Origin of the sequence: Chitinibacter tainanensis DSM 15459, assembly GCF_000429785.1 — a bacterium.
GTDB lineage: Bacteria > Pseudomonadota > Gammaproteobacteria > Burkholderiales > Chitinibacteraceae > Chitinibacter > Chitinibacter tainanensis.
In genome coordinates this window covers 249047-261698 of the sequence record NZ_KE386951.1, presented here as the reverse complement: position 1 = coordinate 261698, position 12652 = coordinate 249047, and the positions used below count along the sequence as shown (strand labels likewise).

Sequence of the window (12652 nt, the reverse complement as noted above, 5' to 3'; positions counted from 1 at the left end):
CATGCAGGCAATATTTCGCCTGCCTCAGGGCGAAATACCCTATCAGGTATCGCGTAGCGCCCGCCGCCGCAGCATTGGTTTGAAAATCGATGCCGGCGGGCTGACCGTGATCTTGCCCGCCCGGGCGCCGCTGGCTGAGGCCGAGCGGGTGATTCAACTTAAACTCACCTGGATTCAAACCAAGCTGGCGCAGCGGGCCGCGCAGCCATCGGCGCTGGGGCCGGCGCCGTGGCGTTGGGGCGATGAAGTGCGCTGGCTGGGCGCCCCGCGCCGCTTGCAGCCAGCCAGCCGCACACGGCTGACGGAGGCCGAGCTGTACTTGGCCGCCGCGCGCGAAGACCTGCTCACTCCTGCGCTCGTGCGCTTTTATCAGCGCAGTGCCCGCGCGTATTTTGCTGAACGCGTGCCATTCTGGGCGGCGCGGATGGGCTTGCAGCCGCAGCGCATTTTGCTGACTTCGGCCCGCACCCGCTGGGGCAGCTGCACCAGCCAAGGCGCAATCCGCCTTAATTGGCGGTTGTTGCAGGCGCCGGCCGCGGTGATTGATTACGTGATAATTCATGAGCTGGCGCATCTGCGAGAAATGAATCATTCGGCGCAATTTTGGGCGCAGGTGGCGCAAGCCTGCCCCGATTGGCGGCAATATCGCGCCTGGCTGAAGACCCACGGTCAAGCCTTAATGGTACTGGATCAGCGCTAAATCCAGACCGGCTGTGCCACAGTTCACATCTACGGGTTAACCCTAATCCGGGCTTTGCTTGTCAGCTTTCATGCCAGCGTGGTAAATTGCTCTCGCGAAAATGTAGTCGAATTTTTCGCGCTAAAAATCAAGCAAAAGTATGAATAAAATCATTGGTTTGTGCGGGTTGTAAATCAGAAAATACTGATATGACTGCCAAGCCAGCTCACCAGAAACTGGAGAAGACAATGCAACAACAACGTAATGGGTTTGCTCTGCCCGTGCGTATTGCACTTGCCGTAGGTTGTTTGGGTGCCGCACAACTGGTATCAGGTCATGGCTCGATGGAAGTGCCAATCAGCCGTGTGCTCAGCTGCTTTAACGAAGGCCCGGAAAATCCAAAATCCGCCGCCTGCCAGGCCGCAGTAGCGGTATCAGGCCCACAATTTTTGTACGACTGGTCGGGTGTGAATCAAAACCCGAACGGCAACCATAAAGGCTTCGTCCCAGACGGCCAGCTGTGTGGTGGTGGTAAAGCCAACTACGCTGGCCTGAATCTGCCGCGTACCGATTGGCCAGTGACCAATATCGCGCCCGATGCCAATGGCAACTTCGAATTTATCTGGAATGCGCCAGCGCCACATACCACCAAAGACTGGGTGTTTTATGTGACCAAAGACAGCTGGAATCCAAACCAGGCGCTGTCTTGGGGCGATCTGGAACAATTCTGCCAGCTGGGCAATGTGCCGGTAACTGCCGACAAGCGCTACAAAATGACCTGCCCGCTGCCAAAGAAAACCGGCAAGCACATCATTTATGTTACTTGGCAACGTAGCGATAGCCCAGAAGCGTTCTACTCATGCTCGGATGTGAATTTCTCGGGGGCGGTGTCGACCTACAAAGAACTGGGGCAGATTCGCGCGCAGCAAAATCTGGCGCAAAGCACCAAAGTCACATTCCGTCTGTTTGATAACGCTGGCCGCGATCTGGAATCTGCGCAAATCATCGCCGATTACGATGCGCAAACCGGTGCCGATCTGACGCAAATGAACATCTGGCCGTATTTCCTGGCGCAGAAAGTGAATGGCAGCTCGAAATATGTGAGCGTGGGTGTATTGCAAGCCAATGGCTCGGTAGCGCCTGTGCAAACCGCGCAAGACAATCGCGTATATAGCCGCTCAGGTGCCGATTACATCTTCCGCGTGGATATCGAAGCGCCGGCCGGTGTAACCCCTAAACCAAGCACGCCAACACCGGCTCCGGTGGTGACGCCAACACCAAAACCTGTGGTGACACCAACCCCAGCACCGGTGGTAACGCCAACGCCAGCGCCAGTGGTTACGCCGACACCTAAACCCGTGGTTACCCCAACTGCGGCTCCGGTGGTGACACCCACTCCGAAGCCAGTGGTAACGCCAACCCCTGCACCAGTGGTGACTCCAACGGCAAAACCGGTCGTGACCCCGACGCCGACACCAGCAACTGGCTCAACCTGCGTTACTGCGTGGGAAGCGGGCAAAGTGTATGCCGCACCGGGCAACAAAGTGAGCTACGGTGGCCGCAACTTTGAAAACAAATGGTGGACCACGAACGAGAAACCCGATCCAAGCAGCCAGTGGGGCGTGTGGAAAGATCTGGGCGTTTGTAAATAAGCCCAAGTCCAGCTAGCCGCTAGGCCAAACCCGCGAGCAATCGCGGGTTTTTTATTGCCTGTTTAATGCTCGGCGTGGGCGACACTACTGGCGGGCTGCGTCGCGGCGGTTGAGGCCGCGCTAGCTTGCGCTGCGGCGTAGGCGAGCTCGCCGACGGCATAGGCGCCTTTGACGCCAGCTTTGCCGACGTCATAGCTCACCTCAACGGCCGTGGCGGCGACCGACACCGCGGCGCCAGCCACCATGGCGGTGGTCGTTACAACTGCGCAACCCGAAAGTAGCGTGGTGATGGCGAGGAAAAAGAGGCTTTTTTGCATCGGCTTGGCGAAGGTTCAAAGTGGGAACGGGATTGTGGGCTAGAATCGTCGATTCGTCGATCTGCCTGCTGAAAGTCTGTATGCCACGCCGTGATTAAAGCTAACAGACTTCCGATTTCATGCTTGGTTATTGGATTAGAATTCCTTCTAATAGACGAGGCTCTGCTTGAAAGTCAGGTGAAAGAAGATTGTCCTTAGGTTTAATGAGGTCAGATTCTATGTCAAGGAATGGAATCAAGGTTCCTGGGAAGCGAGACATTGAGAAAGGGCGCTTGGTTTCATGCTGATTTAATTGAAGGTTTGGCCAGAATATTAAAGGAATGCTATGCCCTGACATGCGCCCGGGGGCGTGTCCATATGTGTTTTGGTCATGACCTACATTTTGTGCGTGATCTGACGTGTAAATGACCTTTACTCGGGTGCCATTTTCTTTTTCTATTTTTGAGCTTAGAGTGATTATTTTGGAAAGTAGCTCGGATTGGTATTTGATGGCGGTATCATAGTTTGATCTTGCCTTGATTACCCAGGGCCAGCGCCCTTCTTTTTTCATCGTAGTAAATACTTTGTCCTCTGTGAAGTCTGTCGGGATATATCCTTGGTGTCTTAGGTCATAATGAGGGTGTGCACCAATTAAGTGGAGAATGATGAATTTCAATTGGGCGGTCTCTTGAAGTGCGGTCGCTAAGTGCGGCAGTACTTTTTCATCTAGACTCGCGTTGTTTCTACCCTCGCTGCCAGTGTTGGCGCTTATGAAACTATCACTCTCCATCCCAAAGCGCCCATTGATATAGCTGTCGGACTGATTTGATATCCAGTAGGTTCTATATCCAGCAAGCCTGGCTGCTTGGATTACACTAGGACCAGTTTTATTGGTGTCGATGATCAACATATCTCGAATCGCAGGGAGTGTGCTCCCCCAGCGTGAGGTTATGTCGTCAAAGACTGATAGCTCTGCGCGGCGCTGAATAAGCTCTGGAGTAGTGTTTCGCATATAACCATATAGTGACATGTTTGATTTGTTTATGCTTTCACTAATGATGAGAATTATGCTTTGTTGGTTGGGGCCAATATATTTTATGTTTTTTGAGCTGATTGATGTATGTGATTGAGCTATTTCCTTGTCGGTTTGAAGCGCTTTCTCTTTCCATGCGATCATTTGGTTTTTTGTTTGTAGGAAGTAGAATATGGGGTTTTCTTTTCTTGTTGTTGGGTTTGCATGTGCAATGACGAAGAGTAGCCCCCACAGTATTGTAGGCCATTTCTTTGAGTGTTTTCTTATTGATATGGGTGCAATAAATATTAGTGATGTTAGGGTTATGTATAGAAGTAGGAGGGTAATCTCGAATCGATTTGATATCAGAAATTCTAGAGCTTCTATTTTTGTTGTGTTGGCCACTGATGAAATTACTATGGCTGAGTGAATTGGCTGGTTGTATTTTAGTAATGAGAAAGCTGTTAGCCCTATTTTTGTTGCCATTAAGATAAGCAAGCCGGTAAGGATTGCTGTGTGTGGGTTTTTTCTTTGAGCTTGAATAAGTAGAAGAGTTAGTGCGCCTAGGAAAAGTGCGGTCTTCGCAACTTCGCGCCAATTTGCACCCGCAAACGAGAGGGTTGCAATTGTTAGTGCAAAAGGAAGGATGGTAATCAAAAAACGGTAGATTTTGGACTGCATTTAGTTAGGATCTTGTTATTTATTATTCAATTATTGGCCAGCGAAGTTTCTTCACTGGCATCAAAATGGCGAGCTTATCGCCCCATGCCACCCACTTGCTGTGCCAGATAGGTAGCGTAGTTGTCGGTCATGCCGCCGACAAAGTCCAGCACCCGGCGATAGGTTTCATACAGCGGCCAGTCTTTACGCGGGGCATTGTATTCCATCAGATCGAGCACCCGTTTCATGCGGAATGGCATGTGAGTGCTCACTTTCAGTTCGTATGAGGCTTTGCAGAAGGCATCGAGCAGGATATCGAGACAGGTGAACGAGCCGACTTCGATTTCGATTTTGCGCCGCTCGTTAAAAATCCGATCACGGGCGAGCTGTTTGGCTTCATTAATCCCTTGGCGCATGGCGTAGGGGCAGTCATTGAGTAAATCGCCCTGATACGTGCCAGCCATCAGGCGTGGATAATTGGCCATAAAGGTCTCGGCCACCCCGCGGATGCAGCGATCAATCGCCTTGCCGCGTAACAAGGAGATTTTGCGGCGGACCGAGGGGGCTGCCGCGACTTCCAGTTCCAGCAGACTACGCTCGCCACCGCAGATTTTCATCAGCAGTGGCTCCACGCTCTCGTAGGGCAACATGCCGATTTCGATGCCGTCTTCCAGATCGAGAATGGCGTAGCAAATATCGTCGGCGGCCTCCATCAGGTAGGATAAAGGATGGCGTGCCCACTTGCCGGGCGCTAATTCCGGTAGCCCAAGGCGCTGCGCCACTTCGGCCAGTAAATGCTGTTCACTTACATAACAGCTGAATTTGCCTTTGCCGCCGGCATGTTCGCTGGTCCACGGGTATTTGAGCGTGGCGCCCAAAGTGGCGTAGGTGAGGCGCAACCCGCCTTCAAAGCGATGGTTTTCCAGCTGGGTGATAATGCGAAAACCTTGCGCATTGCCTTCGTAGGTCATTAAATCGCGACGTTCTTCGGCGCTGAGGTTTTGTAGCAAATAGGCGTGTTCTGGCCGGCGGAACCAGTCACGGATCGCATATTCGCCGGCGTGACCAAAGGGCGGGTTGCCAATATCGTGGGCAAGGCAGGCGGCCTGCACAATGCCGCCTAGGTCATAGGGGGTGATATGGGCGGGTAGCTCGTCTTTGAGGCGCTCGCCGATCAGCACCCCTAGGCTACGCCCCACGCAGGCAACTTCGATACTGTGCGTGAGCCGGGTGTGAACGTGATCATTTTCGGTCATCGGGTGGACTTGGGTTTTGCGCCCCATCCGGCGAAACGGCGAGCAAAACACGATCCGGTCATGATCTTTATGAAAATTACTGCGGCCCGCTTCGTTATCCAGTGCTTCGCTGGCGTCGGTGCCCAAACGTGCGGCGGTGAGTAATTGCACCCAATTCATGCTCATCGTGGTTTCGCCAGGAAAGTGAGTAAGTCCGCCAGTTTGAGTGGGCGGCTGTAGTAGTAGCCCTGAATTTGATCACAGCCATATTGCTGCAAAAGCGCAAGCTCGGCGGCTTGCTCCACGCCTTCGCCGGTCACCATTAATTGCAAACGGTGGGCCAGGGTAATGACTGATTCGACAATTGCTCGGTCTTCCGTCGATTCGGACAGCTGCATGACAAAGCTACGGTCAATTTTTAGCTCATCAATGGGCAGGCGTTTTAAATATGCCAGCGATGAGTAGCCGGTACCGAAATCATCCAGCGCCAGTTTGCAGCCCATCTGTTTAATTTGTTGCAGGTGTTTGAGCGAAAGCTCGAATTCTTCAATCACCGCTGATTCGGTAATCTCGAATGTAACCAATTCGGCCGGAATTCCCCATACGGCCATCGCATTGCCAATAAAGCCGGCTAGGTGTGGGTCGCGTAGATTGTTTGGCGCCAGATTGATGCTCAGCGTGCCTTGATAGCCCGCGAGGCGTAATTGCGAGAAATTGCGCAAACCGGTTTGAATCACCCAGTGGGTCAGCTGATCCATCAGCCCGAGATAATCGGCAACGCTGATAATTTCGTAAGGGGAGATGCTACCCAGGAGCTCGTCTTCCCAGCGCAGCAGGACTTCTACGCCGCTCACTGCGCCGCTGGCGGGGGCGATTTGCGGCTGAAAGGCCAAATGAAAGCGGTTGTCGTACAGTGCATTGCGCAATGGTTGCTCAAGCCGTACCAATTGTTGGCCCAGCCAATCGCGATCAGGGTCGTAGACCCCAATATGCTCTTCAGCAAACTGATGGGCCGCAATCTTGGCCGCATCGATCAGCGCTTCACCATCGCGGCCATGCTCGGGGGCCATGGCGATGCCGATTTGTGGGTAGAGCTTGAGCTCATCGCTGCCCACATCATGCAGCAAGGTTTTGGCCCGATGCGCAGCTAACAGGGCATGGCTGGTGCCATTCAGCTGGCCGAGTAGCAACCCCACCGAGTGGGAATCGAGCTGAAAGATATGATCGGCCGGCCGCAACAAAGGCAGCAGGCGGCTGATCAGGCATTCAAGTAAATGATCGCGATAATGGCCGGGGTGCAGATGGCGTAATTCGAGGTAAATCAGCGCACTTTGCTTGTCAGGCCCGCCGCGCTCTAGGGTTTGCCTGATGCATTCATCCAGTTGGCCCAGCGGGGTGAGTTTTTGCTTGATGGGATGCAAAGGGCGCGGATTGCTCATCGGCTACTCCAGGAAATACTCGCGCGGATCAATATTGTAAGCGCCCCGGCTCAATTCACGCCGCAAAGAGATCGGCAAGCCATTCGGGGCCGTTGGATTGGTGATCAAATCTAGCGTGTGCGGTTTGGCGTAGGGGGTTTTATCCGGCGCCAGAATGACCATTAACTTGGGTTTTAGTCGGCGGACCCGGTTTTGGCCAATTACAATCCCGACTTCGCCCGTTGAGAGCTCAACTAAGGTGCCGACGTGGAAAATGCCGATGCACTGCGCAAATTGCTCAACCAGCGCCGGGTGGAAATATTTTTCGCTCCACTTGTACAGCAGTTGCAGCGCTTCATGTGCGGGTTTGGCATCGGAGTAAGTGCGCTCGCTGGTGAGCGCGGTGAAACAGTCAACAATCCCCGCCATGCTGCCAAACATACCAATCTCTTCGGCTTTGAGTCCCTGTGGGTAGCCGCTGCCGTCATAGCGTTCATGATGGCGGGCCACCATATCCACCACATCCAGCGGTACGTTATCCATCTGACCCAGAATATCGAGACTATGCTGCACATGGGTTTTCATCAGCATGAATTCGCCTGGCGTATAGCGCCCAGTGCGATTAAGCAGATCTTCGGGCAGGCGAATTTTGCCAATATCCAGCATCAGGCCAGCGAGGCCCAGCTTGCGTAGTTCCTCCACCGGGTAGCCCAAATGCCGGCCAAAGGCGAGTAAATACACGGCGGTATCGATCGAATGTGAGTAGGTGTACTGATCGCGGTCTTTTAGTTGGGTGAGTAGCAGCAGGGCATTGGGGTTGCGTACGATTGAATCAACTAGATCGTTGACCACCGCATTGGCTTCTTCGATCTTGGGGTGTAGCTCTTTACGTACAGATTCCATAAAGCTGCGCATAAAGGTTTGCGAGCTTTTATGGACGGCCTGAGCTTTGGGAAGCTCGACTTCTACTTGCTCTTCGCGATCATACAGAATGACCTGCGTGTTAAAGCTGCGGCGAGGCGTGGCAGTGTCGCGCTGAAACAAGCCAGCAAAGAGGCGGCGCAACTCCAGCAAGAGGCTGATCCGTTCGCGGCGCTCTTGTTCTTGCGGATTATGTTGCAGCAAAGCGCTGATGGGCGGGGCGCTAAACGCGGCTTTGTCGGATTTGGGTTTGATATCAAACAGCCCGGCCCAGCGATTGATGCCGCCATTCGAGCGGCTGAAATCGACCGTGACGTATTCGCAGTATTCGCGCAGCTGCTCCAGTTGCTGGTGCTGCTCGATCAGAAAGCCCTGTAGCAGAAATGGGGTATCCAGCCACGGCCGATCCAGCTCGGTAACATAGAGCCCAATTTGCAAGTCCAGAACGTGTACGCGGGTTTCCACAGGCAATTAGTTCTTACGAATGAGTCGCATTTCTATTGATCTTGCCTGACTCAGAGTTGATCCAAAACGCTATTCTAGGGCAATCCATGGTCTTCGGGGCGAATGAAATGCGCTGTGCAGTTAGAGTAATCCCTACATTTTGCCGCCACACAGCCCTTTTTTCGCCGATTTCCCCCCCCATGGGAGCGAGTTTGCTAAAATGTCGCGGCTTTTTCGTGAGGATAATCATGGCGCTGCTCGAGATTCGTGATGTTGTAAAACAGTTTGGTGATTTTACAGCGGTCAACCACGTAAGCCTCTCTGTCGAGGCGGGCGAATTCTTTACGCTGTTGGGCCCATCGGGCTGCGGTAAAACTACGCTGTTGCGCATGCTGGCCGGCTTTGAGCAGCCTGATTTAGGTGAAATTCTGCTCGACGGCGTCAATATGGCCGGGGTGCCGCCCGAAAAACGCCCGGTGCATACCGTGTTCCAAAATTACGCGCTTTTCCCGCATATGACCGTGGCGCAGAACATTGCGTTCCCGCTGAAAATGGCCAAAGTACCGGCCGAAGAAATCAAAACGCGGGTAGCCGAAGTGCTGGACGATGTGCGTCTCAGCCAGTTTGCCAGTCGCTATCCGCATGAAATGTCGGGTGGGCAACGGCAGCGGGTGGCCATTGGCCGCGCCTTGGTGAATCGCCCACGCTTGCTGCTCTTGGATGAGCCCCTCTCGGCGCTGGATGCCAAGCTACGTGAAGAAATGCAGATCGAGCTGATTAATCTGCAAAAAGAAATCGGCATTACCTTTGTGTATGTCACGCATGATCAGGGCGAGGCGCTGGCGCTGTCGCACCGTATTGCCGTGATGAATAAAGGCCAGGTAGCGCAGCTGGATGCGCCGGAAACCATCTACAGCTATCCGAAAAGCCGCTTTGTGGCCGATTTTATCGGTCAATGCAATTTGCTGGATGCCACCATCAAATCAATTGGCGCCGACCGCATGCAGGTGGAAATCGCCGGGGTGGGCATTGCCGAAACGCTGCCGGTGGCGGGGGCGCAAGTGGGCCAAAGTGGTTGCCTGACCTTGCGGCCAGAGAAAATTAAGCTGGGCGCGACCTTGCCCACTGGCGACGCAGACGAAGTGCATTTCAAAGGCCGGGTGCATGATTGCCTGTATCTGGGCGATGTGACGATTTACATCGTTGAGCTGGAAAACGGCATGCTGGTTGAGACCATGCTACCTAACTCGGCACCGGGGCGGGCGAAGTTCTTTGATGATAATGATCAGGTGGAGCTGGCATGGCGCTATGACGCTGGCCACTTCATCTTGGCCTAAGGATGGGCGGTCATGGCGAAAAGCAATCGAATTAATAAGTGGCTCATTTCCGGGCCACCGCTGCTGTATCTGATCATTTTCTTTGCAATTCCATCGTTGATCATGGCCTTTGCGGCCTTCCGTTATCCGGGTGATTACGGTGGCTTGCTGCCTTTGATTGGGCCAAACCCCGACACCGGCGCGAATGAATTGCTGGTGACGGCGGAAAACTGGCGCGACTATCTGACTTTCGATAATTTCGGCTTGTTTTTCTCAGACCCGATTTATATCGAGCTGTTTTTGAAGTCGTTCTGGTATGCCGGGATCACCACGCTGGCGTGCTTGCTACTGGCCTATCCGCTGGCTTGGCTGATCGCACGCAGCCCGAAGAAATACCGCGATCTGATGATCTTGCTGGTGATTCTGCCGTTCTGGAGTAACTTCCTGATCCGCGTGTATGCCTGGATGATTATTCTGGGGCCGCAGGGCTATTTCACCATGGCGCTCAATCAGGTCTTGGGTGTGGTGGGTTTAGGCCCGGTGCAGCTGATGTTTAGCCACTTTGCCGTGATTATCGTGCTGGTGTATGTGCACCTGCCCTTCATGGTATTGCCGCTGTATGCCAATCTGGAAAAACACGATATGGCATTGCTGGATGCGGCTCAAGATCTGGGGGCATCGGGCTGGCAGCGTTTCTGGAAGGTCACTTGGCCGCTATCCCTCCCGGGGGTATGGGCGGGTGCGGCGCTGGTGTTTATTCCGGCGCTGGGGATGTTTGCAGTACCGGATCTCGTTGGTGGTACCGATGGCATCATGATCGGCAATCTGATCAAACAGCAATTCCTGGATAGCCGCGATTGGCCATTTGGCTCGGTACTGTCGATTATGTTGACGCTGGCCGTCTTGCTGCTGGCGGGGCTGGCGGCCATGGTTGGGCGCGGAGGTAAGCGCGATGCACTCTAAACAATCGAAATGGCTGTGGGCGGCGGCGCTGTTGGCCTATGCTTTTTTGTATGTGCCACTGATTATTGTGGTGGTGTATTCCTTTAACGATTCCAAGCTCAATGCCGAGTGGGTGGGCTTTACCTTCAAATGGTATGAGCATCTGCTGCATAACGAGCAAATGCTGGTGGCCGCACGTAATTCGCTGTTGATCGCCATCGTGACCAGCTGCTGCGCCACGGTGCTAGGTACGCTGGCAGGTATTGCCATGCATCGCTACAAATTGCGCTTGCTGCCCTTGCTGGTGCTCACGCCCATCGCCATTCCCGAAATCCTGATGGGTGTGTCGCTGCTGATCTTCTTTGTGATGCTGAATATGACGCTGGGGCTGGTATCGGTCACCTTGGCGCATATTGCGTTTTGTATCGGTTTTGTAGCGATTGTGGTGCGTTCGCGCTTACAAGGGATGGATGATGCCTTGGTGGAGGCCGCGCGCGATTTGGGCGCAACGCCATTGCAGGCTTTCCGCCTGGTGACGATGCCGCTGATCATGCCTGGCATTATTGCGGGGGCTCTGATGGCGTTTACCTTGTCGATTGATGATTTCGTGATCACCTTCTTTACTGCAGGGGCGGGTGCTTCAACGTTGCCGCTGCAGATTTATTCGATGATCCGGATTGCGGTTACACCGGAAGTGAATGCGATTTCAACGCTGTTGATGTTGCTCACGCTGGTGCTGATTCTGATTGCCAGCAAGGTGGCGCCAAGCGCATTGCGGGCTGAATAAAGCCGCCTTATCGCGATTAAAAAGGCAGCGCAGCGCGCTGCCTTTTTTCATGCCTGCAGGTAGATCAAGGTCTTGTGCAAAAAACCGTCAACCGCATGCAGATTGCCGCGACAAGACAATAATTCGTGGCATAATCGCGCAACTTGGGGTGGCCAAGTTTTTCCACTTTTAATTCTTGATGGTGAACACAATGAAAAAGTTCTTACTGGCCCTGCTGCTGGCCGCGGGCACCGCAAACGCTGAAGATGTATTGCATCTTTATAACTGGAATAACTACATCACCCCAGAAACCGTCAAGAATTTTGAAGCCAGCTGCAAATGCCGTGTGGTGCAAGATTACTACGGCGCGATGGAAGAAATGCTGGCTAAGCTCTCGGCCGGTGCGAAAGGCTACGACGTAGTCGTGCCAACCGGTTTTGCGGTGCAGCCCCTGGTGAAGCAGGGCTTGGTGCAACCGCTGGATAAATCCAAGCTGCCGAACATCAAGAATCTAAACCCATCGTTTATGAACAGCGCTTTCGACAAGGGCAATCAATACTCGGTGCCATACGCCTTCACTACCACGCTGGTGGGCTACAACGACAAAAAGATCAAAGAGCTGGGCATCGATCCAAGCTCATGGGCGATTATTTTTGATCCAGCCGTACTGGCTAAAATCAAAGGCAAAGTGACGGTACTGGATGACAGCCGCGAAGTATTTGCCGCTGCGCTGATGTATAACGGCTTCTCGGCTAATTCGACCAAGCCGGAAGAGCTGAAAAAAGCCCAAGAGACCATCCTGAAAGCCAAGCCATTCTGGGCCGCCTTCAATGGGCAAAGCTATATCAAGGAGCTGACCCTGGGCAATATCTGGGTGGCGCACGGCTACTCGAACGATATGTTCCAGGCCAACACCGATGCCAAAGCAGCCAAGCGCCCATTCGGGATTGCCTACAGTCTGCAAAAAGAAGGCAACACCTTGTCGCTGGATAATATGATGGTGCTGAAATCAGCCCCACGCCCAGATCTGGCGGCCAAGTTCATCAACTTTATGCTTGATGGCAAAAATTCGGCCCAGCTGACCAATGCCATTGGCTCAGGTAACCCGAACGCAGCATCACAAGCGTTTGTGAAACCCGAAGTAAAAGCCATTAGCGCGGTATTCCCAAGTGCTGACAATATGAAGAAACTGCAGCAGCTGAATGCGCTCGAAGGCAAAGCGCTGCGCGATCTGGGCCGGATGTGGACCCAAGTCAAAACTGCAAAATAAAATGAGCTGAACGACAAGCGGGGGCGTAAGCCCCCGTTTTT

General features: G+C 53.4%; 11 protein-coding genes. 6 read left to right on the top strand and 5 right to left on the bottom strand.

Annotated elements, in window-relative coordinates; all coding sequences use genetic code 11:
• Position 1 precedes the first annotated feature (1 nt).
• Positions 2-700: a M48 family metallopeptidase gene (locus G482_RS0110680; protein ID WP_028450020.1), complete on the top strand. Its 699-nt coding sequence runs from the start codon at positions 2-4 to the stop codon at positions 698-700.
• A gap of 227 nt (positions 701-927) precedes the next feature.
• Positions 928-2331: a lytic polysaccharide monooxygenase gene (locus G482_RS20850; RefSeq protein WP_051258933.1), complete on the top strand. Its 1404-nt coding sequence runs from the start codon at positions 928-930 to the stop codon at positions 2329-2331.
• Between the two features lie 62 nt (positions 2332-2393).
• Here the strand turns inward: G482_RS20850 and G482_RS0110670 are convergent, their stop codons facing one another.
• The 5 genes from G482_RS0110670 to G482_RS0110650 form a co-directional block, all read right to left on the bottom strand.
• Positions 2394-2648 (bottom strand): hypothetical protein, encoded by a 255-nt coding sequence (locus tag G482_RS0110670; protein ID WP_028450019.1) that lies wholly within the window; start codon positions 2646-2648, stop codon positions 2394-2396.
• 127 nt (positions 2649-2775) lie between these two features.
• Entirely contained in the window at positions 2776-4320 is a 1545-nt protein-coding gene (locus G482_RS0110665) for a phosphoethanolamine transferase (protein ID WP_028450018.1), read from the bottom strand.
• Between the two features lie 74 nt (positions 4321-4394).
• Entirely contained in the window at positions 4395-5720 is a 1326-nt protein-coding gene (locus tag G482_RS0110660; RefSeq protein WP_028450017.1) for a deoxyguanosinetriphosphate triphosphohydrolase, read from the bottom strand.
• Positions 5717-6973: a putative bifunctional diguanylate cyclase/phosphodiesterase gene (locus tag G482_RS0110655; RefSeq protein ID WP_028450016.1), complete on the bottom strand. Its 1257-nt coding sequence runs from the start codon at positions 6971-6973 to the stop codon at positions 5717-5719. The genes G482_RS0110660 and G482_RS0110655 overlap by 4 nt, the downstream gene beginning before the upstream one ends.
• Before the next feature lie 3 nt (positions 6974-6976).
• Complete coding sequence (locus tag G482_RS0110650; protein ID WP_028450015.1) at positions 6977-8338, bottom strand: cyclic di-GMP phosphodiesterase; 1362 nt, start codon at positions 8336-8338, stop codon at positions 6977-6979.
• Between the two features lie 227 nt (positions 8339-8565).
• On the opposite strand from G482_RS0110650, the gene G482_RS0110640 reads away from it, so the two are divergent.
• From G482_RS0110640 to G482_RS0110625, 4 genes are all read left to right on the top strand, one after another.
• Positions 8566-9654, top strand: a complete 1089-nt coding sequence (locus tag G482_RS0110640) for an ABC transporter ATP-binding protein (RefSeq protein ID WP_034619508.1) — start codon at positions 8566-8568, stop codon at positions 9652-9654.
• 12 nt (positions 9655-9666) lie between these two features.
• The gene (locus tag G482_RS18265; RefSeq protein ID WP_034619506.1) at positions 9667-10596 is read left to right on the top strand and encodes an ABC transporter permease; all 930 of its coding nucleotides are present in this window, start codon (positions 9667-9669) and stop codon (positions 10594-10596) included.
• A complete protein-coding gene (locus G482_RS0110630; protein ID WP_028450012.1) occupies positions 10586-11362 on the top strand; it encodes an ABC transporter permease in 777 nt (258 codons plus the stop codon). Before G482_RS18265 ends, G482_RS0110630 begins: the two co-directional genes overlap by 11 nt.
• Before the next feature lie 190 nt (positions 11363-11552).
• A complete protein-coding gene (locus G482_RS0110625; RefSeq protein WP_028450011.1) occupies positions 11553-12611 on the top strand; it encodes a polyamine ABC transporter substrate-binding protein in 1059 nt (352 codons plus the stop codon).
• The last annotated feature ends 41 nt before the right edge of the window (positions 12612-12652 follow it).

Coding starts and splice junctions, on each gene's coding strand:
- G482_RS0110625 (WP_028450011.1), top strand. CDS start 11,553: ATGAAAAAGTTCTTACTGGCCCTGCTGCTGGCCGCGGGCACCGCAAAC.
- G482_RS0110640 (WP_034619508.1), top strand. CDS start 8,566: ATGGCGCTGCTCGAGATTCGTGATGTTGTAAAACAGTTTGGTGATTTT.
- G482_RS0110670 (WP_028450019.1), bottom strand. CDS start 2,648: ATGCAAAAAAGCCTCTTTTTCCTCGCCATCACCACGCTACTTTCGGGT.
- G482_RS20850 (WP_051258933.1), top strand. CDS start 928: ATGCAACAACAACGTAATGGGTTTGCTCTGCCCGTGCGTATTGCACTT.
- G482_RS0110680 (WP_028450020.1), top strand. CDS start 2: ATGCAGGCAATATTTCGCCTGCCTCAGGGCGAAATACCCTATCAGGTA.
- G482_RS0110660 (WP_028450017.1), bottom strand. CDS start 5,720: ATGAGCATGAATTGGGTGCAATTACTCACCGCCGCACGTTTGGGCACC.
- G482_RS0110655 (WP_028450016.1), bottom strand. CDS start 6,973: ATGAGCAATCCGCGCCCTTTGCATCCCATCAAGCAAAAACTCACCCCG.
- G482_RS18265 (WP_034619506.1), top strand. CDS start 9,667: ATGGCGAAAAGCAATCGAATTAATAAGTGGCTCATTTCCGGGCCACCG.
- G482_RS0110630 (WP_028450012.1), top strand. CDS start 10,586: ATGCACTCTAAACAATCGAAATGGCTGTGGGCGGCGGCGCTGTTGGCC.
- G482_RS0110665 (WP_028450018.1), bottom strand. CDS start 4,320: ATGCAGTCCAAAATCTACCGTTTTTTGATTACCATCCTTCCTTTTGCA.